Annotated in this window: 25 protein-coding genes and 1 other RNA gene; 10 read left to right on the top strand and 16 right to left on the bottom strand. The window is 28.9% G+C overall.

Translation table 11 applies throughout. The features are described 5' to 3' along the window. Positions 1-8: 8 nt before the first annotated feature. Both ALEK_RS00130 and ALEK_RS00125 read right to left on the bottom strand, forming a co-directional pair. Positions 9-977 (bottom strand): MBL fold metallo-hydrolase, encoded by a 969-nt coding sequence (locus ALEK_RS00130; protein WP_071626564.1) that lies wholly within the window; start codon positions 975-977, stop codon positions 9-11. 72 nt (positions 978-1049) lie between these two features. Continuing rightward, a complete protein-coding gene (locus tag ALEK_RS00125; RefSeq protein ID WP_071626563.1) occupies positions 1050-1340 on the bottom strand; it encodes an ArsR/SmtB family transcription factor in 291 nt (96 codons plus the stop codon). A 169-nt stretch (positions 1341-1509) separates the two neighbouring features. On the opposite strand from ALEK_RS00125, the gene ALEK_RS00120 reads away from it, so the two are divergent. After that, positions 1510-2370: a nuclear transport factor 2 family protein gene (locus ALEK_RS00120; protein WP_071626562.1), complete on the top strand. Its 861-nt coding sequence runs from the start codon at positions 1510-1512 to the stop codon at positions 2368-2370. 69 nt (positions 2371-2439) lie between these two features. Continuing rightward, entirely contained in the window at positions 2440-2874 is a 435-nt protein-coding gene (locus ALEK_RS00115) for a MarR family winged helix-turn-helix transcriptional regulator (protein WP_071626561.1), read from the top strand. Between the two features lie 20 nt (positions 2875-2894). Here ALEK_RS00115 and ALEK_RS00110 read toward each other — a convergent pair whose 3' ends face one another. Both ALEK_RS00110 and ALEK_RS00105 read right to left on the bottom strand, forming a co-directional pair. Next, positions 2895-3821 (bottom strand): AEC family transporter, encoded by a 927-nt coding sequence (locus ALEK_RS00110; RefSeq protein ID WP_071626560.1) that lies wholly within the window; start codon positions 3819-3821, stop codon positions 2895-2897. A gap of 99 nt (positions 3822-3920) precedes the next feature. Beyond that, positions 3921-4805 (bottom strand): AraC family transcriptional regulator, encoded by an 885-nt coding sequence (locus tag ALEK_RS00105; protein ID WP_071626559.1) that lies wholly within the window; start codon positions 4803-4805, stop codon positions 3921-3923. Positions 4806-4943: 138 nt separating this feature from the next. Here ALEK_RS00105 and ALEK_RS00100 point away from each other — a divergent pair, with 138 nt between their 5' ends. After that, the gene (locus ALEK_RS00100) at positions 4944-5561 is read left to right on the top strand and encodes a LysE family translocator (protein WP_083574627.1); all 618 of its coding nucleotides are present in this window, start codon (positions 4944-4946) and stop codon (positions 5559-5561) included. A gap of 19 nt (positions 5562-5580) precedes the next feature. On the opposite strand, the gene ALEK_RS00095 is transcribed toward ALEK_RS00100, so the two are convergent. After that, entirely contained in the window at positions 5581-5964 is a 384-nt protein-coding gene (locus ALEK_RS00095; RefSeq protein WP_071626558.1) for a VOC family protein, read from the bottom strand. A gap of 403 nt (positions 5965-6367) precedes the next feature. Next, positions 6368-6625, bottom strand: coding sequence for a hypothetical protein (locus tag ALEK_RS00090; RefSeq protein WP_071626557.1), 258 nt, complete (start codon positions 6623-6625; stop codon positions 6368-6370). A 140-nt stretch (positions 6626-6765) separates the two neighbouring features. On the opposite strand from ALEK_RS00090, the gene ALEK_RS00085 reads away from it, so the two are divergent. Both ALEK_RS00085 and ALEK_RS00080 read left to right on the top strand, forming a co-directional pair. After that, the gene (locus ALEK_RS00085) at positions 6766-7257 is read left to right on the top strand and encodes a hypothetical protein (protein ID WP_071626556.1); all 492 of its coding nucleotides are present in this window, start codon (positions 6766-6768) and stop codon (positions 7255-7257) included. Positions 7258-7407: 150 nt separating this feature from the next. Continuing rightward, complete coding sequence (locus ALEK_RS00080) at positions 7408-7764, top strand: hypothetical protein (RefSeq protein ID WP_071626555.1); 357 nt, start codon at positions 7408-7410, stop codon at positions 7762-7764. A 1070-nt stretch (positions 7765-8834) separates the two neighbouring features. Here ALEK_RS00080 and ALEK_RS00075 read toward each other — a convergent pair. The 3 genes from ALEK_RS00075 to purB all read right to left on the bottom strand — a co-directional run bounded on the left by ALEK_RS00075 (position 8835) and on the right by purB (position 13700). After that, a complete protein-coding gene (locus ALEK_RS00075) occupies positions 8835-9854 on the bottom strand; it encodes a ribonucleotide-diphosphate reductase subunit beta (protein ID WP_071626554.1) in 1020 nt (339 codons plus the stop codon). 70 nt (positions 9855-9924) lie between these two features. Continuing rightward, on the bottom strand, positions 9925-12309 hold the full coding sequence (locus ALEK_RS00070) for a ribonucleoside-diphosphate reductase subunit alpha (RefSeq protein WP_071626553.1): 2385 nt from the start codon (positions 12307-12309) through the stop codon (positions 9925-9927). A gap of 62 nt (positions 12310-12371) precedes the next feature. Next, positions 12372-13700, bottom strand: coding sequence for an adenylosuccinate lyase (purB, locus tag ALEK_RS00065; protein WP_071626552.1), 1329 nt, complete (start codon positions 13698-13700; stop codon positions 12372-12374). A 148-nt stretch (positions 13701-13848) separates the two neighbouring features. On the opposite strand from purB, the gene ALEK_RS00060 reads away from it, so the two are divergent. Beyond that, on the top strand, positions 13849-14745 hold the full coding sequence (locus ALEK_RS00060; RefSeq protein ID WP_071626551.1) for an RluA family pseudouridine synthase: 897 nt from the start codon (positions 13849-13851) through the stop codon (positions 14743-14745). A 67-nt stretch (positions 14746-14812) separates the two neighbouring features. Next, entirely contained in the window at positions 14813-16717 is a 1905-nt protein-coding gene (locus ALEK_RS00055; protein ID WP_071626550.1) for a sensor histidine kinase, read from the top strand. Positions 16718-16809: 92 nt separating this feature from the next. On the opposite strand, the gene ALEK_RS00050 is transcribed toward ALEK_RS00055, so the two are convergent. After that, positions 16810-17712, bottom strand: coding sequence for a DMT family transporter (locus ALEK_RS00050; RefSeq protein ID WP_228146278.1), 903 nt, complete (start codon positions 17710-17712; stop codon positions 16810-16812). Positions 17713-17860: 148 nt separating this feature from the next. On the opposite strand from ALEK_RS00050, the gene ffs reads away from it, so the two are divergent. Then, an RNA gene (gene ffs, locus ALEK_RS00045) (signal recognition particle sRNA small type) lies at positions 17861-17958 on the top strand. Between the two features lie 36 nt (positions 17959-17994). Here the strand turns inward: ffs and ALEK_RS00040 are convergent. Then, positions 17995-18618: a DNA-binding protein gene (locus ALEK_RS00040; RefSeq protein WP_071626548.1), complete on the bottom strand. Its 624-nt coding sequence runs from the start codon at positions 18616-18618 to the stop codon at positions 17995-17997. 10 nt (positions 18619-18628) lie between these two features. Beyond that, the gene (gene queF / locus ALEK_RS00035) at positions 18629-19006 is read right to left on the bottom strand and encodes a preQ(1) synthase (RefSeq protein WP_071626813.1); all 378 of its coding nucleotides are present in this window, start codon (positions 19004-19006) and stop codon (positions 18629-18631) included. A gap of 140 nt (positions 19007-19146) precedes the next feature. Between queF and ALEK_RS00030 the strand changes: the two genes are divergently transcribed. Continuing rightward, positions 19147-20145, top strand: a complete 999-nt coding sequence (locus ALEK_RS00030; RefSeq protein WP_071626547.1) for an NAD(P)-binding domain-containing protein — start codon at positions 19147-19149, stop codon at positions 20143-20145. Positions 20146-20164: 19 nt separating this feature from the next. On the opposite strand, the gene ALEK_RS00025 is transcribed toward ALEK_RS00030, so the two are convergent. Further along, positions 20165-20485 carry a hypothetical protein gene (locus tag ALEK_RS00025; protein WP_071626546.1) on the bottom strand — a complete coding sequence of 107 codons (321 nt, stop codon included), beginning with the start codon at positions 20483-20485 and terminating at the stop codon, positions 20165-20167. A 227-nt stretch (positions 20486-20712) separates the two neighbouring features. Between ALEK_RS00025 and ALEK_RS00020 the strand changes: the two genes are divergently transcribed. Beyond that, the gene (locus ALEK_RS00020; protein ID WP_071626545.1) at positions 20713-21351 is read left to right on the top strand and encodes a LysE family translocator; all 639 of its coding nucleotides are present in this window, start codon (positions 20713-20715) and stop codon (positions 21349-21351) included. Between the two features lie 47 nt (positions 21352-21398). On the opposite strand, the gene gyrB is transcribed toward ALEK_RS00020, so the two are convergent. The 3 genes from gyrB to dnaA all read right to left on the bottom strand — a co-directional run bounded on the left by gyrB (position 21399) and on the right by dnaA (position 26291). Next, positions 21399-23714, bottom strand: a complete 2316-nt coding sequence (gyrB, locus tag ALEK_RS00015) for a DNA topoisomerase (ATP-hydrolyzing) subunit B (protein WP_071626544.1) — start codon at positions 23712-23714, stop codon at positions 21399-21401. 21 nt (positions 23715-23735) lie between these two features. Next, on the bottom strand, positions 23736-24806 hold the full coding sequence (dnaN, locus tag ALEK_RS00010) for a DNA polymerase III subunit beta (RefSeq protein WP_071626543.1): 1071 nt from the start codon (positions 24804-24806) through the stop codon (positions 23736-23738). 168 nt (positions 24807-24974) lie between these two features. Beyond that, a complete protein-coding gene (dnaA, locus tag ALEK_RS00005; RefSeq protein ID WP_071626542.1) occupies positions 24975-26291 on the bottom strand; it encodes a chromosomal replication initiator protein DnaA in 1317 nt (438 codons plus the stop codon).

The following is a 26291-nucleotide window of genomic DNA, read 5'->3' as shown; positions in this document are numbered from 1 at the left end:
CCTTATTTTTATTTCTCCCACCATTTAGAAGTAGGACTATATTCTAACAATGAAATAGCCTCTCCCATTATTGGAAACCTAATATCTACTTCTTTTTGTTTTGCTAAGTCACTGATTCTATCAAATGGTTCATACCAAGCATGTAGGGACAAATCAAAAGTACCATTATGAATTGGGAATAATACTTTTCCTTTTAAGTCCTCATGGGCTTGTATTCCATCTTCTGGCATCATATGAATATCTCTCCACTTATCATTATAAGCTCCAACTTCTAGAAAAGTCATATCAAAAGGCCCATGATTAAAAGCTATTTCTTTGAAACCCTCAAAATATCCCCCATCAGCACCAAAATAAAACTTTCCTTTTGGTGCTTTTATAACCCATGAAGACCAAAGTGTTTTATCCCTATCAAATAAACTCCTTCCAGAGAAGTGTTGAGCAGGAGTACAAACAAATTCTATTGAATCTTTTTCTTTACTCTCCCACCAATCAAGCTCTACTATTTTACGTCTAGGAACTCCAAATCTCATAAGATGTTGTCCAACTTCTAAAGTTGTATAAAAAGTCTCTACTTTGTCTCTTAGTTTGATAATACTTTGTTTATCTAAGTGATCATAATGGTCATGGGAAATTATCACTGATTTGATATTTGGTAAATCTTCAATATTAATAGGTGTTTCATGGAATCTTTTTGGTCCCATAAAAGAAAAAGGTGAAGCTCTTTTTGAAAATACGGGGTCTGTTAATATAAACTCATTTTCTATTTTAAAAAGCAAAGTAGAGTGCCCAAAACGAACAACACTATAATCTTTCATATTTTCTATATCTGCTTTATTTAAAGCTTTTACAGGAATTGAGTTCTTTTGTTTTGGTTTTGATTCTTTTGATTTTTCTTTTATCATAGAAGCTATTATTGATAGACCTTCTTTAAATTTTACTTTATATTCTATATGAGAATTTTTATATTTTGTTTTCAAGTTATTCCTTTTACATTTTGATAAGTATCGAAGTGTATAAACAAAAAAAGCCAAGTTTCTTGGCTCAATTTTTTAGTCTAAATCAATAAAACTTTTTATTTTTTCTAAAGTCTCTTTATTTATATGAGCCATTAAAAATTTACCATTTTTTTCAGTAGTAATCAAATCTGCATTTGACAACTCTTTTAAATGGTGAGAAATAGTTGGAGCGCCTATTTTTAGGCATGATAACAGTTCAGAAATAGAACATTCACATTTTTGTTCATAGTCTACATTTTCTAATTTTGCTATCTCTTTATATATTTCAAGTCTATTTTCATTTGATAAGGCTTTGAATATTTTTGCTAATTCTTTTGAATCCATATTACTCTTTTATAGTTTGATACTTGTCGAAGTATAATATAAAAAATATGTTTTTGTCAAGAAATTTTGAAAATTTATTTTAAAAGCCCTTGACATTAGTTTGATATCAAACTATAATTCTTCATATATTTAGTTTGATATCAAACTATAATAAACAAAAAGGTTAATTATGAAACTTATAAATACAAAAACACTTTTAGCATCTATTTTAGCTGCTACTGTTTTTTCAGGATGCGCATTAGCTAACAAACAAGTACAGGAGAATAGTATGAATACAGAAAAACAAAAAGTAGTTGAGTTATTACACTCAATAGAATCAGGTGACCCAAAACCAGTGTCTTACATAAACCCAAATAAATATATCCAACACAATCTACACGTAAAAGATGGCCTAGCAGGATTTGGTGAACTTATGCAAACATTACCAAAGGGAAGTGCAAAAGCTAAAGTAGTAAGAGTATTCAAAGATGGAGATTTCGTCTTTGCACATACAAAATATAATTTCTTTGGACCTAAAATTGGTTTTGATATTTTTAGATTTGAAGATGGCAAAATCGTTGAGCATTGGGATAACTTACAAGAAATTGTAGAAAAAACAGCAAGCGGAAGATCACAAATTGATGGAGCTATTGAAGTAAAAGATTTAGATAAAACTAAAGAGAACAAAGAATTAGTTACTAACTTCGTAAATGACGTATTACATGGTAAAAACCCAAGTAAAATCACTGAATATATTTCAAGTGAGAAATACAATCAACACAATCCTTTTGTGAAAGATGGATTAGATGGCTTAGGAGAAGCAATCAAATATCTAATATCAATCAATGATATGTTTGTTTATGAAAAAACTCATAAAGTATTAGGTGAGGGTAATTTTGTATTAACAGTAAGCCAAGGTAAATGGCATGGTAAAGACCATTCATTCTATGATCTATTTAGAGTTGAAAATGGCAAAATTGTTGAGCATTGGGATACAATCGAAGAGATTCTAGTAGAAGAAAAAAGACAAAATTCTAATGGTAAGTTTTAGGTAGTAAAATACACTTTAATCAAAGAGTGGTTATGATTTTAGCAATGATTTGAAGAGGAATAGATATTTATGCCAAATACAAATGCAATAATTGCAACAATAGCAAGTATTCATAATAGTTCTAACAAACTTATTGTTGAAGAGTTAAAAAAACACAACTTAGAAGGGCTAGCCCCTTCTCATGGTGATATTTTAGTACATTTATACGAACATGAAGATGGTGTTCCTATGAATAAAATAACAGCTTCAATAAACAAAGATAAGTCAACAGTAACTGCTTTAGTAAATAAACTAGAAAAGTTAGAGTTATTAGAAAAGTTCAAAAATGAAAATGATAGTAGAAGTACTATGGTAAAACTAACACAAAAAGGTTTAGATACTAAACCAATAGTAATGGGAAATATCTCAAAAAAACTTCTAGATATTACTTATGAAAACTTCACAAAAAAAGAAAAAGAACTAGTATGTAAATTACTAGAGAAAATCAAAGATAATTTTAATTAACTTGAGTAAATTTACTCAAGTTAAAAGCCTCCATATAAAGCTAAAACTACTGGAATATAAATAACAGAAACTATAGTACTAAGTATTACAGTAAAGCTGGCCTTTTCAGGTTTTGCATTTAATAAAACTGCTAAAGTTACCATATTTCCGGCAAGTGGTACAATTGAGAATAAGAATAAAACTTTATATAAATCTTCATTTAAGAACATAAAGTACTCTTTATCTGCGTAAATTACAGCAAGTATTGCCAATGGCCAGAAAATAAACTTCAAGATAAAAGTAATAGAGATAAATTTAGCATCTAAATCACTACCTTTTTGTAAACCAATAAGTCCCATTCCAAGCATCATCATTCCTAGAATTCCATAAGCACCTTTGAACTGCCCTGTATAAGCAGCAATAGCCTCTGGAATCTGAACACCTATTAAGTTACAAATAACTCCTAAGATAAAGGCATATAAAATTGGTAGTTTTAACATCTTTTGAATTGATTGTTTTACTGTAAAGTTTCCTTTTGCAGTAACATAAAAACCAGTTGTACTTTCATAAAGTAATGAAGCTAAAACTGTAAAAATATAAATATCAGCTAAATAAGGTGGAAAAAATATAATCGCCAAAGGAATACCAAAATACCCCGTATTTCCAGTTCCTGCACTAAAGGCTAGAATATTTCCCGTAGGGTCATTCCATGATTTTCCAAATATAAATAGAGCTAAAAAAGCAACAATTGAACCAAATATATATAAAAATACAGGTAAAAAAAGAATAGATAAATCAATCTTAACATTAAGTGTTGCAGAGAATACTACAATTGGCCCAAGTATATATATTAAAATACTTGCAATTGATTCTCGTTTTACATCTAAAAACTTAGTTGATAAATACCCTAAAACAATATTTATATACAATGGAAATATTTTTAATAATATTATAAAAAATAGTGACATCTTGCTCTCCCTCTTAGCTGACTAAATAGTCAAGAGAAGAATATAACACATTTATTATTCATAAGTCAAGGTTTTTATAGCAAGATTACTTACACTATCTTAGGTATATCTAATTGGTAAATAATATGTAGCTTTAAACTGCTCATCTTCCTCTAAAAATTGGTTTTTTGAGAATATTGCATAAGAAGGGTTTGTTGTAGTTTCAAAACCACTACTTGGTAACCACTCATGATATGCCCATTGTATGAACCTCAATACATCTCCAATCTTTCCCGTAATATCAAAAGTTGCATATAAAGATTCTGGCATATAAAAATGAGGAAGATTAGTATTTTCTAAACCTGAATCATCTTTAGGAATTACTGCTGCCACATAAAAACATTCATCATGGGGTGTAATAGCAGGGTTGTCATGATAAATACCAATTTCCTCATAGTCATTGATATTATTGGTATATTTCCAAGCTTGTAATTTTTGCCAAATTTTTTTGGCTTCTTTAACTTTGTAACCTTTATGTCTAATATAATAAGCAGGTCTTGCTTTTGTTTTTACAATTTTTACATCAATATCATCAAAGTTTGGTTTTTCATAAAAAGATAATTCCGAGTTTCTTAAAATCTGTGTTGAATATTCTTTATATCCACCATTTCTCCACTGCTTTGGGGTTTGATTAAATCTATGTTTAAAAGCTCTAATAAAAGAAGTTTGAGAGCTATATCCACACATATTAGCAATTTGTGTAATTGTTGAGAATTTATTTGTAAGTAGTAAATTTGAAGCTTTTTGCAATCTATTTGATTTTATAGTTTCATAAATATTAATGCCCATCTGCTCTTTAAATATCTTATGAAAATGGTGTTTACTAATATTAAATTTCAAAGCTAAATCATCAATATTTATATCTGTATCAATATGTTCATAAATATAATACATCGTATCATTTGCTATTTGCATATGTAAGTTATGAGTAGATTTTTTTTGCATAATCTTCCTTTATGACAATAATATTAACATAAAAAGTAAATAGAATTAACAAAAATAGATAACTTTATAGACACTATAAGTGAAGAATAAATATTTCTTTATTGATAAAATTGGTCAAATATTAAAAAAGGAGAAAAAATGGAAGAGTTTTATACTGTGGCAATGATAATATCAATTGCTACTTTTACTATATCAACTGTAACAACACCAGGACCTAATAATATTATGCTTTTATCTTCTGGTCTTACCTTTGGTTATAAAAAGACAATTCCCCACATGAGCGGTATAATAGTTGGTTTTCCCTTTATGGTTGTTCTTGTTGGTTTAGGAATGGGCGTAATTTTTGAGAAGTTTCCAGTTATTTTATCTATATTAAAAATTGTAGGTATTTTATATCTATTTTGGATGGCTTTTAAAATTGCAAATAATACTAGTGCTTATGAAGTAAATAAAGGTCAAAAAAGTGAACCTTTTACTTTTTTTCAAGCAGCAATATTCCAATGGGTAAATCCAAAAGCTTGGATTATGGCAATTACAGCTATTTCTATTTTTGTAACAGCAAATGAAAACAGCTACTTGCAAGTAATTACTATAGCTTTTATATATTTCTTATCATCTATTATCTCAGCTAATTCGTGGGCATTTGGGGGAGTAGTTTTAAAAAAGTTTATAAAAAATGAAAGTTCAGTAAAAAAACTAAATATCATTATGGCAGTTTTATTAATAGCTTCAGTATTACCAATAATTTTTGAATAAATCAAAGAATTTCTTTGATTTATTTGTAGTTTGAAAGCTCAATCAAATTCATATCAGGATCTCGAAGATAAAGAGATTCTATCTCACCCATAGTGCCAGTTCGGGCTACTATTCCTTCTTCTATTTTTATTCCAAGTGATTCTATGTAAGTTTTTGCTTTATTAATATCTGTGTTTATAATAAAACACAAATCGGCACTTCCTGCTTGAACTTTGTAAGCTTTTGGTTCAAATTCATTGCCTAATTCATGTAGATTAATTTTTTGATTTCCATATTTTAGGGCAATTCTAGAGCCTTTGAAAATCTCTTTTTCCATTCCTAAAACTCTTGTATAAAAATCAATAGTTTTATCTAAGTCTTTTACAGTCAAAACTAAATGGTCTAATCTATTTATAGTAATCATGGTTTTCCTTTGAAATATTTTATCAAAAAACTAGAAAATACTATTGTTTTTAGTTATAACGAAGTTAATTTAATACGATTATTGTAAGAGATAAGATATTAAGTGTGCAGATTGCAATATATAAAGATAGTTGTTTAAAAAATTGATTTGTTGTCATATACTTCCTTTTTCTAGGAAGAATTATATTTTGCTTTGGTTTCAAAATAATTACAAAAGAGCCGAAGCTCTTTTGGGTTTTTAGATAATAACTAAAAACGAAGCAGCAGTGCCTAGAGAATAAATACCTGCACAAAGACCTATAAACTTGATATTTTCTAAATCAAACATTAATTATCCTTTTGAAGTGATTGAAGTATTATAAAAATAGTTCATTTCAAATTGATTACAATGTTTTTATAGTCTTTTATTGAGATATTATATCTATCCAGAAAAACTTGTTTGCACTGCCTTTTGTAACGGCTTTCCAACCATAAGTAGTTGAGTGAAAATATAAAGTATCTTTAATAATTTTGAAAGCACACTCTTTTTCTACTTGTTCCCCTAAGATTTCACTAAAATTTACGTATAAATCCTCGCCATCTACTTCTATTTCATATCTAAAGTTTGTAAAATCAACTAATTGCTTGTCTAAAAAATCTTTAACTTGTTCTTGTAATGTCATAATAAATCCTAATTTTTATATAAAAATGTATTGTAAGTTTTTCATGCTTGATTATTCATAATATAGTAATTTACTTGTATTTAAAAGAATTAATACTTATATACATTATTTTTGTGCTAGAATTTTATAAAGGAGATAGTATGAAAACGATAATTTTGATAATTGCCTGTATTAGCGCTTTGTTTGCCGAACCTCCCGTAGAATTTGAAAAAGAAAAATATAAAATAGGGGAAATGGTTTTTGATAATAAATGTAGTTCCTGTCATGAAAAGTCTATGGATATAGGCTTACTAATGCATAACTTCATAGAAAAAGACAATAAACTACTAAATCTAAAAGCCCCGACTGGAAATGAAATATCATATAGACTAAAAAGTCAAATAGGAAATATAGACGATATAGAATTCCAAATAGAAGAAACTGCTGATTTTTTAATAGACTATTTATATAATCCTGACAAAAGCAAAACAATCTGCCTAGAAGGTGTAATAAGACATTTTGACACAATGCCTAGTATGAAAGGCAAAATAAGCGAAGAAGAAATAATAGAAGTAAATCATTTCTTATATTTTTTACAAGGTTTTAATGGAATAAATGAGTACTACCACAACGAAGACTTGGAGTTTAAATAAACACATATCTTTTTTATATATAATGCAGATATAAAAAGGATAAAAATTGAGAGATCAACTGATTATGAAAGGTATGTTAGTAGTAGGACTAGTTTTAGTTTTTTCTATTTATCAATACTTTCAATAAAAATAATATATAAGGATAAACAGATGATAAAAAATGTACTGTTAATAAGCCTACTAGCTTCTATAAGCACTCTTTTTGCAAATGAAGTACAAATCATCAAAGTAAAAGCAAATTGCTCTGAACAAAGAGTATGTAGCTTTAATGTGACACTAAAACATAAAGATACAGGATGGGATCATTTTGCAAATAAATGGGAAATCTATACACCAAATAATAAACTAATAGCAAAAAGAACTCTACATCATCCACATGTAAAGGAACAGCCTTTTACAAGAAGTCTATCAGGAGTTAAAATACCAAAGGAATTGGATAGGGTGATTATAAAAGCACATGATTCAGTGCATGGCTATTCTAGCGATGAGTTTGTATATAAGTTTTAAATAGAAGTAAAAAAGTACAACACTATTTTTGTTGTTGGACTTTTTTGTTTTGTTCTTTTATACTGTTGTATTTATCTACTTGAATTACAACCATATAGCCTAAAGCTACTACTATTATTCCTATAATAAATATATTTCTCACTCTCTCTCCTAAGTTAGATAATTAATTATGTTGTGATGATTATATAGAATTTATAATTACTTTTAGATTTTGTAATATTTTAATAATATTTAAAATTACTTATTGACAAAGTTTTATTTTTCTGTTAACATTACACTAACTTAAATACATGTTCATTCTATCAGGAGTGATTACCTGAAAAAATGACACCGAAGGCAAGAGGTTTTTCCTCTTGCCTTTTTTTTTAGCTTGTGGGTAGTGATGGGTGGGAGTGTCAATAAAAGGAATGACATGTATTTTAAGTTAACAGTATTACTTTTAATATGCCTAGTCTTTGCGACTAAGCTATATTAATAAAAGGGGGAATTAATCACTCCCCTGTTACTGTTTCATACATTGACTAACATAGATTAGTTCTTACAATATAATGCAATAACAACACTAAAAAGAAAAAAATAGTTTTTTAAATATTCGAAGTTTTAATATTAAGAATGGCATAATTCCAGTAACTACAAAAGAAGTGCACCTTAATAATTAATTTCAAATATTTATTAAAGTGCTACTTTTTATTTATAATTACTTTAATTTTAATAGAAAACATCAAAACTCCTTATTTTTATTTATATCTAAAAGTTACACTCAACAATTAAATATTAGTGATATTATATCTAAAAAATACTTCATAAATTCAAATTATGTTACCTTTTATTTAAATTTAAATATTTATTTCATTTTGTATATAAATTTAACCTTATTTTTATTTCATTTTGTATATAGGAATTAAAAAAGAGTTTTTATAATAGGTATTTTTGAGGAAGTTCAAGGCAAGAGTGGAAATTTTTATAGGAGCCTACTGGAGTAGATGAGTATGAAAATTTCTGAGATAACGCAGAAATTTCCCTGTGTTTACACTCTCTTTGAGAAAAAGAGCTGTTAGAAAAACTCTTTTTTAGAAATCGTCGAAGTCGATTGAACCTTTTGAATAGTTTACTACGTTACCTTCGAAGAAGTTTGTTCTTTGGTCATTGAATGAACTATAACCATCAACCCATGGAATAGGGTGTTTTACATTATATTCTGGTTTATATCCTACTGCTTCAAGTCTTCTATCTGCTAGGTATTCAATATATTGTCTAATAATTGCATCTGTAAATCCAAGGATTTGACCCTGAGTAATATATGCTCCCCATGAAGCTTCCATATCTACAGCTTTTCTAAACATACCTCTTACAGTTGCTTCTAACTCAGGAGTAAATAATTCTGGTCTCTCTTTTCTAGTAGAGTTAATCATGTTTTGGAATAAAAGTAAGTGAGTTACTTCATCTCTTTGAATAAATCTAATCATTTGAGAAGAACCAAGCATTTTCCCTGATTTTCCAAGTGCATACATAGCAGCAAAACCAGCATAGAAGTATAATCCCTCTAAGATTTGGTTAGCAAATAATGCAAGAACAATTTTTTCATCTGTAATATCACCTGCAAGGTTTTTATATACATCTGCAATATAGTTGTTTTTTTCTCTTAATTGAGCATCTGTTTTCCACATATCGTAGATTTCATCTGTGTTATCAGAGATTGACTCTACCATAACAGCGTATGATTTAGAGTGGTTAGCTTCTTCGTAGGATTGTCTTGATAAACAAGCATTTACTTCAGGAGCTGTGATATATGGGTTGATGTTATCCATTAAGTTGTTTGTTTGTAATGAATCCATGAAAATTAATTGAGATAAAACTAAGTCATACATTCTTTTCTCTGGTGCAGTTAAGAATTTGTAATCTTTTGCATCACCAGTCATTTGTACTTCTTTAGGGAACCAAGTATTAGCTTCCATTGTATCCCATAAATTTAAGGCCCACTGGTACTTCATTCTAGTGAAGTTAATCATTCCATCACTGTCTCCACCAAAGATTCTTCTATCGTTTAATGATTCTTGTGAGTCGGGGTTGTATATTTCTTTTCTATCCATGGGATTTCCTCTGTTTATTTATATATTTTATTAGTATTTTTTGATTGTTTGTATTGGAATACAAGCTGTCTTACTGACAACCTGAACATTCCATACTTCTATCTTCTACATCATTATTAGCTTCTGGAGATTGTGATCTTAGGTAATAAGTCGATTTTAATCCCAGTTGCCATGCTAATGTATAGATTTCATGTAAGTGTTTACCACTTGCTTTATCTAAGCTCATGAAGATATTTGTAGACTGACCTTGGTCAATCCATTTTTGTCTAATTGAAGCCGCTTTAATTAAGTCTAATTGGTCAACCTCAAAAGATGGTTTATAATAAGACCAAGTCTCTGGGCTTAAGTTAGGAACAACAACAGGAATTAATCCTGATAAGTTCTCTTCAAACCATTTTCTTTTATATACTGGCTCAATTGCTTGAGTAGTACCAACAAGAATAGAGATAGATGAAGTAGGAGCAACAGCCATTAAGTAACCATTTCTCATACCATTTTCTTTTACTTTAGCTCTTAATACATCCCAGTCATATCCACCATCAAATAAGTCTTTATTTAATAATGCATTTACAGCTTGAGGTGCGTGATCGTGAGGCATAATACCCTCAGACCATTTAGAACCATCAAATGTTGGGTAAATACCTTTTTCAACAGCTAAATCAGAAGATGAATTAATCGCATTGTATGAAATCGCTTCCATTACTTGGTCAATCTTCTTGAAGTGCTCTTGGCTTCCCCAGTGAATTTGTTGTTCCGCTAACATTTGAGCTTCACCCATAACACCAAGACCAATTGATCTTGATTTTAAGTTTGTAGCTTTTACTTTTCTAAGAGGGTAGAAGTTTAAATCAATTACATTGTCAAGCATTCTAACTGCAATTGGAACTACTCTTTCAATATCCTCTTTTGAGCTAATTCTAGATAAGTTTACAGAAGCTAAGTTACAAACTGCCGTATCTCCATCAATTTTCTCTTTTTCTACGATGAATACTTTCTTTCCACCAATAGAATCTAAAGCAGTTACTTTGTTTGCTTTTTTCGTAATACCACCGTCAACTACTATTAGTTCAGTCTCTTCATAAGTTTTGAATGAACCATCAACAAATTCTAATTTGATTTTGTAGTGGTTAGGGTTTGTATTTTGGAAAATCTCAGTACAAAGGTTTGAAGATCTAATATGCCCTACATGAGAGTTTGGATTAGCTCTATTTGCATTATCTTTGAAACATAGGAATGGACTTCCAGATTCAAAATATGATGTTAATATTTTCTTCCATAAATCTTTTGCTTTGATTCTGTCTTTACTTACAGAGTCATCTCTTTCGTATTCTTCATATCTAGCTCTAAATGCATCACCGTGAAGTTCAGATAAATCTTTTACTTCATAAGGGTCAAATAAAGTCCAGTGAGAATCGCTTAAGATTCTTTCCATGAAAAGGTCTGTAATCCATAATGAAGGGAATAAATCATGTGCTCTACGTCTTTCTTCCCCAGAGTTCTTCTTAAGGTCGATAAAGTCAACGATATCCATATGCCATGGCTCAACGTAAACTGCAATTGCACCTTTTCTAGTACCTAGTTGGTCAACTGCTAAAGCAACATCATTTGTGATTTTTAAGAATGGAACTGTTCCACCAGCAGCACTTTTATGGTCATCAATAACACCACCTAAAGCTCTAACTTGGTTCCAATCCCAACCAATTCCTCCACCATATTTAGATAATAAAGCCATCTCATGGTAAGAATCGAAAATACCTTCAATATTATCAGGAGTAGATCCAATATAACAAGATGATAATTGGTGTCTATTAGTTCTAGCATTTGATAATGTAGGCGTTGCTAACATTACTTCAAATTTAGAAACTACATCATAGAACTCTTTTGCTCTTGTTTGTTTATCTTCTTCATCCTGTGCAAGGAACATAGCAATAGCCATGAACATTTGCTGTGGTAACTCAATAGGGTTACCAGCTTTATTTTTGATTAGGTATCTATCGTATAAAGTTTTGATTCCTAAGTAATTGAAAAGATAATCTCTTGAAGGATCCATATGATCATTAAGCTCGTCAAGATCGTATCCTTCTCCAAGATTAGGAATTAATCTTCCTGCATCTTTTCCATACTTTAAATAATCTTTTAGATGGCAATATGGCTCGCCTTTGATACCATGAGTTTCTTTTCCAACTCTATGATAAAGGTCGAATAAATATAATCTAGCTGCAGCAAAAGTCCAATTTGGAACATCGATATCAATTTTTTCTACTGCTGTTTTAATTAATGCATCTTGAACATCTGCACTTTTCATACCATCAATAAATTTGATTTGTGAATCAAGTTCTAATTCACTTTGAGATACCCCAGATAAACCCTCTGTAGCTTCAATAGTCATCTTTTGAATTTTAGTGATATCTAAAACTTCTTTTCGACCATTTCTTTTTTCGATCATAATTGCCATATTATATTACCTTCTATTATTTATATTTTGTTGTATTTATTAAAATTTTTTAGTTACTAATATTATTTAAAAACTCTTTTGAAAATTGCACTTACGTTTTTAGTGTAATATTCAAAATTAAAACATTCTCTAATTTGTTCTTCTGATAATGATTTTCTTAATTCATCGTCAGCTAATAAGTGACCTAAGTATAAAGATTCACCTTTTTTGTTTGTTGTTGCTTTACCTTGTTGGATTTCTCCCCAAACTTTCATTGCATTTCTTTGAACGATTCTATATGCATCTTCTCTTGAAACACCTTGAAGTGGTAACTCTAATAATACTCTTTGAGAGAATACTAATCCACCAGTTAAGTTTAAGTTTTTCATCATGTTTTCAGGCATTACAGTTAAGTTTGCAATAACATTGTTCATTCTGTGTAACATGAAATCAGATGTAATAAATGCATCTGGTAACCAGAATCTTTCGCTTGATGAGTGAGAAATATCTCTTTCATGCCATAAAGCTACATTTTCCATTGCTGGTACTGCGTGAGCTCTAATAGATCTAGCAAGTCCTGTAATATTCTCAGTTAAGATTGGATTTCTTTTGTGAGGCATTGCAGAAGAACCTTTTTGACCTTTTGCAAAATACTCTTCACATTCGTAAACTTCTGTTCTTTGTAAGTGTCTTACTTGAACAGCGAATTTTTCAATAGTTGAAGCCATAGAAGCTAAAGCAGTTGCAAGTCTTGCATATCTATCTCTATGTACAACTTGGTTTGAACAAGGCTCAGGTTTTAAACCTAATTCTTTCATTGCATACTCTTCTAATTCTAAAGGAGCGTGTGCGAAGTTACCCATTGCACCAGAGATTTGACCAACAGAGATAACTTTAAGAGTTTGTTTTAAGTTCTCTAAGTGTCTTTTCATTTCATCATACCAAACAGCAAGAGTTAAACCAAAAGTAATAGGTTCTCCATGAATACCATGAGATCTTCCTACCATAAGAGTATATTTGTGCTCTTTAGCTCTTTTTTTGATAGATTTCATAAGCATTTTAACATCTTTGATAATTAGCTTTAATGAATCTCTCATTTGGATTGCAACACCAGTATCAACTGCATCAGAAGAAGTCATACCGTAGTGGAACCATCTTGATTCTTCACCTAATGATTCTGAAACACTTGTATTAAATGCAATTAAATCGTGTTTAGTAACAGCTTCGATTTCTTCAATTCTTTCAACTGAAAAAGTTGCATTCTTAACAATCTTCTCTGCATCTTCATCTGGAATTAACCCGATTTTATTCCAAGCTTTTACAGCTGCTTTTTCAACTTCTAGCCATGCTGCATATCTAGCTTGTTGTGTCCACTTTGAGCTCATCTCTTCTCTAGCATATCTTTCAACCATCTATAAAACCCCTATTTGTAGTATTTTAAAATTAACAAAAAACTTTTATCAAAATCTTTTGTTAATTTTTGTATGATATGTTATCAAAACAAGATAAAAAATAAGATAAAATTTGACCAATTTTGTAAAAAAACTTTAGGAAAAAATATTGCCGTTTACTTTAAAGAAAATTAAAGCTATAAAAGATAAAAAATTAAGTTTATTTTTGCTACAAGATTTAAAAATAAACCACCGTAACGCCCAAAGATACGCCTCTAGAGGTAGAATTTTCGATGAAAGCATGACAGCTATCAAGCCAGGAGACTTAATACCTGATGAATATATATACATGGCTGTTTTTGAGGGAGTTTCTAGGGGGTTAAGACCTATACTAGAATTTGAAGAGTTTGCTATTTTTGATAAACCAACACACCTTATGGTTCATCCAATTTCAAAAAATACTGAATACTCGTTATTAGACGAAATTCGCTTTCATTTTGGAGAAAATGCCAACTTAATTCATAGAATTGATGCAGAAACATCAGGATTAGTAATAGTAGGTAAAAATAAAAAAAGTGAAAAAATCCTAAAAGATATGTTTGAAGAAAAAAAATATTATAAATCATATTTAGCTCTAGTTGATGGAAAACTTGAAAAAGAAGTTGTGATTGATAGTAAACTTGAAAAAGAAGGCAAAAATATTGGCGTGAGAATGAAAGCAGGGGATACTGGAAAAGAATCCTGTACAACAATCAAACCAATGATATACAATGAAGAAAAAAACATAACTTTAGTGGAAGCCTTGCCAGTTACAGGAAGACAACATCAAATTAGAGTTCATTTATATTCAATTGGACATAGAATTGTTGGGGACCCAATTTATGGAATTCATGACGATATTGCAGAAGAATATCTAAATAAAACCCTAAGTAAAGATAGGAGATTCGATGAGACTGGAAGTTCTAGATTATGGTTACATGCAAATTATTTAGAATTTACATTCAAAGGTATTACATATAAAATAAAATCAAAAAACAATGAAATTATCAAAGAATTGAACTCATAAAAATTATATTTTACAAATCAGCAAAATAATAATTTATTTTTAAACTTTAAAATAATATAATTTATTCATGTTAAATCACAGTGAAAAAAATATTTTAAAGTTTATTAGGTTCGCACCTATTGTATTCATCATTTTATTGTCCTTTCTTATTACATACTCATTTATTTTAGAGAACAATAATAATTTAAAAAGAGATATTAAAACACTAGAAGAAGAGTACTTTGAATCAAGTAAAAGTACCGTAACTACGGAAGTTCAAAGAATATATGACTACATTTCTTACCACAAAACACAAAGTGAAACTAATCTAAAAAAAGAACTAAAAGAAAGAATCTATGAAGCCCATAGTATTGCTTCAAATATATATGCAGAAAATCAAGAAAAAAGTAAAGAAGAAATACTTAAACTTATACAAGATGCTTTAAGAAATATAAGATTTAATAATGGTAGAGGTTATTATTTTATGCATAACCCCCAAGGATATAATATATTATATCCTTTAGATATCAAACTTGAAAATATTGATTATTCTAACTTACAAGATAAAAATGGCTATTTCTTTGTGCAAAAAATCAAAGAAACAATCAAAAATAAAACAGAAAATTTTGATACATACTACTGGAGTAAACCAACAAATGAGGGTTCTCGAATATTTAAAAAAATTGCTTTTTATAAATATTTTGAACCTTTGAATGTATCTATAGGTACGGGTGAGTATATAAAAGACTATGAAGACTCTTTGAAAAAAGAAATTTTAGATTATATTTCAACAGTAAAATATTCAAATGATGGTTATGTTTATATTGTAGATAGAAAAGAAAAAATATTAGCACATATAAATAAAGATTTAAGAGGTAAAACACTTCCACAAATTGATAAGAATAGTTCAATTACTAAACTAATTGTTCAAAGCGCAAAAAAGGGTGATGGTTTTGTAAAATATAATACTATTTACCATAATAAAAAGACAGATAATATAGAAAAAACTGCATTTATTAAAAACTTTAATGACTGGCAATGGATTATAGGAAGCGGTTTTTATACAGATAAACTAGAACTAGCAATTAAAAAGAAAAAAGAAGAACTTGACTCTTATAAAAAAGAGTATTTATTTAACGTATTTCTAATTATTATAATAATAACGACTGCACTATTGATTGCTTCTATATATTTTTCAAATCTAGTTCAAAAGAAATTTATGGGTTATAGAAATAAAATCTATAAAGAAATAGAGAATAATAGAAAAAAAGATACCTTATTAGCTCAACAATCAAAAATGGCGGCAATGGGAGAGATGATAGGGAATATTGCCCATCAGTGGAGACAACCATTATCATTGATTTCTACTTCTTCTTCAAGTTTAAAGTTAAAACAAGAACTTAATCTTATTACAGAAGATGACATCACTAAAACCTCTGATACTATTACTACAACAACTCAGCATTTATCTAAAACAATTGATGATTTTAGAAACTTTTTTAAACCAAATAAAGAGAATACTAAAACTACTACTTCTGAAGTTTGGAATAAAACATATAATCTTATTAAAGATCAATACATAACAAAAAATATTAATATTATTACAGATATTGAAGAAAAAGCAATCTATTTATTAGAGAATGAATTAATTCAAGTAATACTAAATCTATTAAATAATGCAAGAGATGAGTTTGATAAAAAAGATTTAAAAGAAAACTTTATCTTTGTAGATATTAAAGAAGAAGCAGAAAAACTATATATTCATATTAAAGATAATGCCGGAGGAATCCCTGCACATATAATGGGTAGAGTTTTTGAACCATACTTTACAACGAAACATCAAAGTCAAGGAACTGGTATTGGATTATATATGAGTCAAGAGATTATTAAAAAGCATATGGAAGGAACTATAGAAGCCTACAATAGTGAATACACTTATAATAATCAAAAATTTAATGGTGCTAAATTTACAATTACTATAGACTCATACTAACAACAATAGCTAAAAATAAATACCTTAAAAACTTAGCAATAAAAACAGAATACATATACTTCCATATTTATCAAAATACTTTTTTGTTTTTTCTATTTTTTCTTACGTTTTAGTTTTTCCATAGGCATTTGAGATAAGAATACTCCACCTAAAATAGTTGCAGAAGCAATTAATTCAACAGAAGTTAATTTCTCATTTAAAATAAAGTATGCCAATATCAATGTTGATACAGGTATTAAGTTTACAAAAATAGCAGCTTTTGAAGCATCAATTTTTGTAAGAGCATAATTATATAATCCATATCCACCAATAGTTACAACAATACCTAAATAAAATACCCAAGAAACCGCTTCAACTGTAAAATTCATTTCCAATGTAAAATACTCATATATAAAAAATGGTAAGAAAAATACTGCTCCAATAAAGGCTTGAGCTGCTGTAATAAACAAAGCAGAGTACTTATGTGTTAGATATTTTGCAACAATAGTATAACCAGCAGCACAAATCATGGCTAGAAACTCCAAGAAGTTACCTAATAGAGGATCTGGCGCACTTTGCGTTGTTGTAGCTTGTACACTTAACCAAACAGCACCAATCATAGCTAGAGCAGAACCTAATATAAGTTTTCTAGAAATAATCTCTTGTAGAAAGTATCCTGCAGCAATAGCAGTAATTAGAGGCATTAAAGATGTAATCATTCCAGCTTGTGATGCAGAAGTGTATTGTAAAGCTTTAGCTTCGAATAGAAAATACAAACAAGGCTCAAAAATAGCTAGCAATAAAATATATTTTAAATCTTTTTTTGTAAATTCGTATTTTAGAAACTGTTTTATGAAAAATACAAAAATGAAAGATGCAATAATCATTCTTAAAAATATTACTGTGTATGGTCCTAGGTCAACCATTGCGGCTTTTAGACCAATAAAAGAACTTCCCCAAATAAACATTGCGAAGATTAAAGAGGAAATACCAATTAAATTAAAATTTTTTGTCAATTTATATACTTTTTTTATGAAATTTTTATGAATTATACCTTTTCAAACTCTATTTGCAATTAATTTATTTAAACTTTAAGATTTCTTGGCTATAATTTCAGCTCGAAAAAGAAGAACAATGAGAATATCTAGGTATTTTGATTGCTCTTCTTTAGACCTTTACAATCATTATGTTGAGACACTGCCCCAGGATGGGAACATAGCAAGGCACCTCTCTTAGTGGTGTGTTTAGGTATCTGGAGAGGAGTACTTTTATAAGTACTCTTTTTTTTTGCCCAATTTTTAGGCTAAATCTTCAAAATCTGATTTTAAAATCAGTAATTTTTTCTCTTTTTTATTATAAATAAATCTACTATCTTTTTTTTGAATTGCTTGAAATATAATATATTTAATCTCTTTTTCCGTTTTATTAAACCTTTTCATAATTACAAAAAAGTCTTTTAAAGTCATAAACTCTGTAGTACTCTGAGTATTAATAGGATTTGATTCAATTTGTGGTTGAGTTTTATAAATAGTTCTCATTTCATTAAATGCACTTTGAAGAAGTTTTATCTCCGAGTTAAAAACATTAATGATTTTCTTTTGATTTTTTTCTAATCTTGAGATTTCTGATTTATACTGTTTTTTCATCCATTTCATTGAGTCTTTTAATAAAATAATTTGTTCATTTTTTACATCAATGATAGCTTGGGATTGTTCTTGATTTGAAGTGTCTGCTTTTATAGCTTCAACTTTTGTATTATGGTTTGAAGAAGCGTTTTTTTCCATTTCTTCAGACACATAAACAAAAGTCTTACCAGATTTTTTGATAGATTTTAATTGATTTTTTTTAATTCTGTAGTGTATACCTTGTAAAGAGAGCCCAAGTATATGAGCAGCTTGTGAAGTCGTAACTAATCTTTCCAAGGCTTATTACCTACATTTTTGCACTATCTATTTCAATAACAGTATGTACATTTCCTCTTGGTTTGAAATCAGCAATTACTTTTAACCATCTTGGTTGTAATTTTTCAAATAAAACGTCAAAAATTTCATTTGCTGAATTTTCATGAGAAACTTCTCTATACATAAAAGTATTGATATAAATTTTAAGTGCTTTTAATTCAATTACTTTCTCATCTGGAGTGTATTGAATTTTGATTGTTGCAAAGTCAGGGTATCCACTTCTTGGACATTTTGCCATGAACTCTGGTAATTCAATATCAATGATATAATTCTTTTTATTCGTATTTGGCCAATAGTTTTCATCATTGTTAATATCGAATTCAAGTATCTCTTTTTCACCGTATTTCATTTCCATATCTTTTATAACCTTTATAATAATTAATTTTAGGCAATTTTATCAAAATCTTACTTATATATGTTACTAATTGAAAAAAAACTAAATTTTTAGTATAATCCCCTTCTATAAGTAAACAAATATAAGAGAGTATTATGACAAATAAAATATATGATATCGTAATTATCGGTGGTGGACCAGGTGGTATTGGTACTGCAATCGAAGCTTCAGCGCACAAAGTTGGAGAAATTCTATTAATTGAGAAAACGGACAATCACTCAAATACTATTAGAAAATTCTATAAAGATAACAAAAGAGTTGATAAAGATTATAAAGGGCAAGTTACAACATTACAAGGGAATGTTGAGTTTTATGATGGAACTAAAGAGACTACATTAGATTACTTTGATGACTTATTAGATTCTGACAAAATTGATTCTTCTTTCAATACAGAAGTTGAAAAAATGGTAAGAGTAGGGGATTTATTAGAAATTCATACAAGTGCTGGATTAATTAAAAGTAGAAATGCAGTAATTTCTATTGGTAAAATGGGTAAACCAAATAAACCAGCATATAAAATTCCACCATCAATTAAAGCTCAGGTGAATTTTAACCTTGATAAATGTTCTACAAACGAAAAAGTCCTAGTTGTTGGTGGTGGAAACTCTGCTGCTGAGTATGCTTATGATTTAGCTGATCAGAACAATAATGTAACTATGGTTTATAGAAAAGCTTCTTTTTCAAGATTAAATGAAATAAATGAAGAAATGTTAAATAAATATCATGGTGAAGAAAAACTAAGACTTAGAATGAATACAGATATTGATTCACTAGAAAATGACGGTGGAAAAGTAAAAGTAAACTATAATGATGGATTCTCAGTACTATATGACAGAGTAATTTATGCAATTGGTGGAACTACTCCTGTTGATTTCTTAAAATCATGTGGGGTGGATGTGAACGAAAATAATCAACCTACTTTCGATGAGCATCAAGAAACTTCTGCAAAATGTGTTTATGTAGCTGGAGATATTGCATTTAAATCAGGTGGTTCTATTGCCATTGCATTAAATCATGGTTACCACATTGTAAATAATATTATTAGAAAAAGAGGGCAAATTTTCTCTCATACAGAAAAAACAGCTAGCTTATAATATAAATTTTAGAGTATAGTTAAGCACTATACTCTAGTAATTCTGGACATCCTGTGCAGTTTAAACCTCTCTCATCTTTTTGACAAGTAACACAAGCTCTTGCATTAGGAAAATCTCTTTTGATTCTAGATTTTGGATTTTTGGTAGCCATATAGGCAACATTCTGTACTGGGTCGTATGCTAATTTTTTTAAAACCTCATCTGCAATATTAATATTTCTAGCTAGTGCTCGTCTAACATTCATAGATGGATTTCTTTGTAAATATGACATCTCTTTTACATCTTTTGTACGTAGTGCCAACTCAATGAGGTCTTCTACCCCCAAAGTACGAATATTCATTAAAACTCCTAAAATAGTTCTGATAAAAAAGATTCTAGCAACTTTTATATTGTAAGTAAAGTCATTTTTAGTATATATTTTAACAAATTCTTAAATTTAGCAAAAATATTAGTAATATCTCTTAAAAATTTCATTTTTGACTAAAACTTCACAAAATACCTAACTCATCAATTTTATACAATAAATAAATTTTTCATTCATATATAATTTTCTTTTTTAGGAGAACTATGGAACTTTCAATTTATTTTTACGACTTTCTAACTTTGGCTTTTGCACATTTTGTTGCACTTCTAAGTCCTGGTGTTGATTTTTTTATAATTATTACTAACTCTAGTAAACATGGAAAAATTTCTGGAATATTAACTGCTTTTGGTATAGCAATAGCTAATTTAGTTTATATATTACTTGCACTATTTGGTATTACTCTAATCAAGGATAATGAACTTGTCTTTGTGAGTATTAAGATTATAGGTTCTCTTTATCTATTTTATATAGCTTATTTACTTATATTAGCTCCTAGAAGAGATTTATTTCAAAAAAACGATAATCTATACACAAATCATAAAAAACAGCTTCTAGGGTATTTTATGCAAGGTTTTTTGTCTGCAATTTTAAATCCAAAGAACTCAATCTTCTATTTTACGATGTTTTCTATATCCATTCAAACCCATACACCAATTGAAATACAAAGTTTTTATGCATTATGGATGTTTTTAGCTGTTTTATTATGGGATATTTTTATAGTTTATTTAGTAAATCATGAAAATGCAAAAGGTTTTATGCAGAAATATTCAAATAGTCTCGAAAAAGTCTCTGGAGGGATTCTTTTTATAATTGCAAGTGCAATTATTTATAATATTTTTTAGAGACTAAATAGAGACTTTTTAAAAAGTCTCCAAAAAGTTTCTTTAGATTAAACGTCTAAGTGTTCAACGTCTTTTGCGTGTTCTTCGATATAGTTTCTTCTTGGTTCTACCTCATCACCCATAAATAGTGTGAATGTATCAGAAGCAACTTCAGCATCTTCGATTTTTACTTTTAGTAATCTTCTAGCTTCAGGAGTCATTGTAGTTTCCCATAATTGATCTGGATTCATCTCTCCAAGTCCTTTATATCTTTGGATATAAGCACCCTTCTTAGCTAAACCTTCAATTTCATCTAGGATTTCAATTAAATCTCTTCCATCAAACATAGAAATATCTCTTTCAACTAGCTTAGAATAAATATAAGTAGCTTCTGAGAAGTATGGAGATGCAAATAACTCATCATCAATGATTAATTCTTCTAAACCAGCACCAGTTTGAACGAATAATTGAATTTTATTTTCTGTAATAGTCTTAGATAAGATATTGTGACCTTTAGCATCTAAGAATGATTTAACTTCTTCATATAATTTGTCAAAATCAAGATTTACTAATTCTGGACTTTCAATTAAGTGTTTTAATACTTCTACAAGAGAGTATCTTTTTTCTAATTGAGCTAACATTCCTCTATATCTTGATACTGTTTTGAATAAATCAAGAAGGTCGTTATATCCTAAACCTTCAAAAGAGAATGATTCTAAACCATTTTCAATTAAGAAGTTAGATAAAGCATTATCATCTTTTAGGTAAATTTCATTTTTACCTTTTTTATATCTATATAACGGCGGTTGAGCAATATATAAATACCCAGATTCAATAATTGGTCTTAAGAATCTAAAGAAGAAAGTTAAAAGTAATGTTTGAATGTGAGATCCATCAACATCCGCATCCGTCATAATAATTACTTTATGGTATCTTACTTTTTCTTCATTGAAATCTTCACCAATACCACAACCCATAGCTGTAATCATGTTTCTAATTTCGTCAGATTTTAAAATTTTATCTAATCTTGATTTCTCAACATTTAAAATCTTACCCTTAAGTGGTAAAATTGCTTGATAAACTCTATCTCTACCTTGCTTAGCAGAACCACCAGCAGAATCCCCTTCCACCAGGTATAATTCTCTAATAGCAGGATCTTTTGATTGACATTCAGCTAATTTACCAGGAAGAGTTCCAACTGTCATAGCATCTTTTTTTCTAGTTAAATCTCTAGCTTTTTTAGCAGCTTCTCTACCACGTGCGGCCATTAATGCTTTTTCCATAATAGCTTTAGCTTGAGCTGGGTTTTCTTCGAAGTGTTTTACTAATGATTCAAAAGTAACTTTTTGACAAATAGGTTTTACATAAGAAGAACCTAATTTACCTTTAGTTTGACCCTCAAATTGTGGTTCTGGAACTTTTACAGAGATAACAGCAATAAGACCTTCTCTTACATCATCCCCAGTAATTTTAGTATCTTTTTCTCTTGCTGCTGCATTTTCATTTACATATTTAACAATTGCACGTGTTAGTCCAGCTTTAAAACCAGCTTCATGAGTACCACCATCAATTGTTCTAATATTATTTACAAAAGAAAGAGTTTTTTCTGTATATGTAGAGTTATACATAACAGCAAAGTCTGCTTCAATATCATCTTCACTTACGTTAAATGAAACTGCTTCAGTTACAGCTGTATCTCTATTTATATCATTAACAAATTGTGCTAATCCACCATCAAAGTGATATACTTCTTTTTTGTTAATTCTTTCATCTTTTAATTCAATAGTGATATTAGAATTTAAGTATGCAATTTCTTTAAATCTCTTAGATAAAATATCAAAATCAAAACTAACAGTTTCAAAAATAGTAGCATCTGGCCAGAATTCAATAGTAGTACCTGTTTTTCGACAAGTATCAATTACTTTTAAATCTTCAACTGGAATACCTGTTGTAAATTCTTGGAAATGAACTTCTTTATTTTGGTAAATAGTCATTTGTAATTTACTAGATAAAGCATTTACAACTGATACACCAACCCCATGAAGTCCACCAGAAACTTTATACGTATCTTTATCGAATTTACCACCTGCATGTAATACAGTAAGAGCAATTGTTGCAGCAGATTTTTTCTCAGTAGGGTGCATTCCTGTTGGAATACCTCTTGCATTATCAGAAATGATACAAGAACCGCTTTTAGTTAGTGTTACTTTGATAGTATCACAAAAACCAGCCATTGCTTCATCAATAGAGTTATCTACTACTTCATAAACACAGTGGTGTAATCCATTGATATTAGTATCACCAATATACATACCTGGTCTTTTTCTAACTGCTTCTAGACCTTTTAAAACTTTAATATTTCCAGCGCTATATTCATTGCTCATTGGGGGATTTCCTTCTTCTTTCTATTTTTCTAAAACTATTGGCATTACAATTGTAAAAAATCTTTCATCTTCTAGGTAGAATGGAAGATTAGATTCATTAAATCCAACAGTTACATTTTCATTATTCGTCATAGATAAAAAATCTAATAAATATTTAGCATTTACAGCTAAATAGAATTCTTCTTCTATTTCTAAATTTAAATCAATTTGCGTTTGTGATTCACTATCTTCATCTAAAGATTCAAATACTATTGCATTTGATTTAAATGTAATTTTAATATTTGAGAATAAAGAAGTAACTAGCTTAATAGACTCAACTAAAATATTTTTAGGTAAAGATAAAGTATGTTTTAAATTACTTGGAATAATTCTTTCATAATCAGGAAATTTTCCATTAATTAGTTTTGTAAAGAATTTCATTTTGTCATTCGAAATGACTAGGTTTGTATCATCATAAGTAATCTTAGCATCATCTAAGAATAATTTTTGAATTTCAATAATTGCTTTCTTAGGAATAATAAATTGAGATTCATCATTAGACATATTTTCTAAATGAGAAATAGCTAATCTTCTAGTATCAGTAGCTACAAAATTTGTTTTAGAACTTTTAATATCTATTAATGCTCCATTTAATTCAAATTTAGGATTATTGTTATCTACTGCTGGAGTAATCTTTCTAATAGAATTAATAAAATTTAATGTTGAAATATCTAAAGATTTTAAATTTGCATTATTAATTATAGTTGGATATTCATTAGCATCATACATAGGTAATTTAAAAATAGATTTATTTTGTCTGATTACTAAATTGTTAGTAGCAGTTTCAAAAGTAATATCTTCATTTTTTAATCTTTTAATAATACCAAGTAAGTTAGATCCATTAACTGTTGCTTTTCCATCTTCACTTTCATTTACATTATCGATATGAGACTCTAAGCCAATTTCATAATCTGTTGCTTTTAAAATTAGACCAGTATTATTAATCTCTAAATATATATGCGATGTTATTGCACTTGCATCTTTTTTCTCTAAAAAAGGTTGCATTGAAGCTATAACATTTTCAATGATATTCTTCGTAATTATAAACCTCATTCTATCTCCTATTTATTTATATATTTTAGTAGCGGTAGTAGTACATGTGAAAAGATGAAAATACATCTGTAATCCCGTCTGTATCGAAAGACTTTCATGTGATATAACGAAATGAAATATTCACACCTTTTCACACATCTCTTTTAAACTTATTTTTAAAAGATACTGTTACCACTCCTTATTTATAATTTTATTCTTTAAATTTTCAATAATTAATTTAAAGTTTTCATCTTTCTCAATTAACTCATTTGCTTTTTTAATATTATGAGAAATTGATGAGTGATCTTTCATACCTAAGAACTTAGCAATATCAGGCATAGAATTATGTGTTAATTCTCTTGCTAAATATATTACAACTCTTCTAGCATTAGCTACTGTTGCTGTTCTTTTCTTAGATTTGATATCACTTGGTTTGATATTAAGCTCACGTGCTACAATATCGATAACATCGGGTAATTTGATGTTTTCTTTTGTTTCTTTTATTTGCTCTTTTAATAGGTTTTGAACCATATCTAAACTAATTTCTTGATTTAATAAAGAAGCTGATGCATTAATTCTAATTAGTACACCTTCTATTTCTCTAATAGAATTATCAAGGTTTGTTGCAATGAAATTAATGATTTCTCTTGTAAGAGCAATACCATTTAAATCAGACTTTTTCTCTATAATAGCAATTTTTGTCTCTAACCCTGGAAGTTGAATATCAGCCGTTAAACCCCACTCAAACCGCGATTTTAGCCTATCTACAAGTCCTGCTATTTGAGAAGGAAGTCTATCTGATGTCATAACAATTTGTTTTTTTGCATTATGAAGTTCATTAAAGGTATGGAAGAACTCTTCTTGAGTTTGTTCTTTCCCTGAAAGGAACTGTATATCATCAATTAATAAAACATCACACTTTCTATACTTAGATCTAAAGTGTTCCATATTTTTATTTTTAATTGAGAATGTAAAGTCATTCATAAACTGCTCAATTGTTACGTAAATTACTGTTTGACCTTTTTCAATTGCAGCATTTCCAACTGCTTGTAAAAGGTGAGTTTTACCAAGACCAGTACCACCGTAAATAAATAGTGGGTTATACTGAGTTCCAGGTTTATTTGATACTGCAAGTGACGCATTATAGGCCATTTGGTTAGAAGGTCCAACAACAAACGAATTGAAAGTATATGATGGATTTAGTATCGTACTTTCAGCAGTTTCGTTTTTAACTTGTTCTTGGATTATTTCTTTTTTCGATTTTTTTTCACCGGCAATCTTGATTTCTACTTTTGGTTTAGTACCATCGTATTGCTCAAAACATTGTTGGATTACTCCTGTGTATTTGCTCTTTATCCATGAAGCTATATATTTATTAGATACTTCGAATACAGCTAGATTCTCATCAGATGAGATTTTTTTGTATGTAAGCTGCTTTAGGTATCTATCATAATCTATAGAAGTGGCTTCTTTTTGAATAAGTGCTAAAAAATCTTTGTGTGTCAT

The organism is Poseidonibacter lekithochrous, assembly GCF_013283835.1.
GTDB lineage: Bacteria > Campylobacterota > Campylobacteria > Campylobacterales > Arcobacteraceae > Poseidonibacter > Poseidonibacter lekithochrous.
This window is presented reverse-complemented; position numbering and strand designations above follow the sequence as displayed.

Coding starts and splice junctions, on each gene's coding strand:
- ALEK_RS00125 (WP_071626563.1), bottom strand. CDS start 1,340: ATGGATTCAAAAGAATTAGCAAAAATATTCAAAGCCTTATCAAATGAA.
- ALEK_RS00120 (WP_071626562.1), top strand. CDS start 1,510: ATGAAACTTATAAATACAAAAACACTTTTAGCATCTATTTTAGCTGCT.
- ALEK_RS00115 (WP_071626561.1), top strand. CDS start 2,440: ATGCCAAATACAAATGCAATAATTGCAACAATAGCAAGTATTCATAAT.
- ALEK_RS00110 (WP_071626560.1), bottom strand. CDS start 3,821: ATGTCACTATTTTTTATAATATTATTAAAAATATTTCCATTGTATATA.
- ALEK_RS00105 (WP_071626559.1), bottom strand. CDS start 4,805: ATGCAAAAAAAATCTACTCATAACTTACATATGCAAATAGCAAATGAT.
- ALEK_RS00100 (WP_083574627.1), top strand. CDS start 4,944: ATGGAAGAGTTTTATACTGTGGCAATGATAATATCAATTGCTACTTTT.
- ALEK_RS00095 (WP_071626558.1), bottom strand. CDS start 5,964: ATGATTACTATAAATAGATTAGACCATTTAGTTTTGACTGTAAAAGAC.
- ALEK_RS00090 (WP_071626557.1), bottom strand. CDS start 6,625: ATGACATTACAAGAACAAGTTAAAGATTTTTTAGACAAGCAATTAGTT.
- ALEK_RS00085 (WP_071626556.1), top strand. CDS start 6,766: ATGAAAACGATAATTTTGATAATTGCCTGTATTAGCGCTTTGTTTGCC.
- ALEK_RS00080 (WP_071626555.1), top strand. CDS start 7,408: ATGATAAAAAATGTACTGTTAATAAGCCTACTAGCTTCTATAAGCACT.
- ALEK_RS00075 (WP_071626554.1), bottom strand. CDS start 9,854: ATGGATAGAAAAGAAATATACAACCCCGACTCACAAGAATCATTAAAC.
- ALEK_RS00070 (WP_071626553.1), bottom strand. CDS start 12,309: ATGGCAATTATGATCGAAAAAAGAAATGGTCGAAAAGAAGTTTTAGAT.
- purB (WP_071626552.1), bottom strand. CDS start 13,700: ATGGTTGAAAGATATGCTAGAGAAGAGATGAGCTCAAAGTGGACACAA.
- ALEK_RS00055 (WP_071626550.1), top strand. CDS start 14,813: ATGTTAAATCACAGTGAAAAAAATATTTTAAAGTTTATTAGGTTCGCA.
- queF (WP_071626813.1), bottom strand. CDS start 19,006: ATGAAATACGGTGAAAAAGAGATACTTGAATTCGATATTAACAATGAT.
- ALEK_RS00030 (WP_071626547.1), top strand. CDS start 19,147: ATGACAAATAAAATATATGATATCGTAATTATCGGTGGTGGACCAGGT.
- ALEK_RS00025 (WP_071626546.1), bottom strand. CDS start 20,485: ATGAATATTCGTACTTTGGGGGTAGAAGACCTCATTGAGTTGGCACTA.
- ALEK_RS00020 (WP_071626545.1), top strand. CDS start 20,713: ATGGAACTTTCAATTTATTTTTACGACTTTCTAACTTTGGCTTTTGCA.
- gyrB (WP_071626544.1), bottom strand. CDS start 23,714: ATGAGCAATGAATATAGCGCTGGAAATATTAAAGTTTTAAAAGGTCTA.
- dnaN (WP_071626543.1), bottom strand. CDS start 24,806: ATGAGGTTTATAATTACGAAGAATATCATTGAAAATGTTATAGCTTCA.
- dnaA (WP_071626542.1), bottom strand. CDS start 26,291: ATGACACACAAAGATTTTTTAGCACTTATTCAAAAAGAAGCCACTTCT.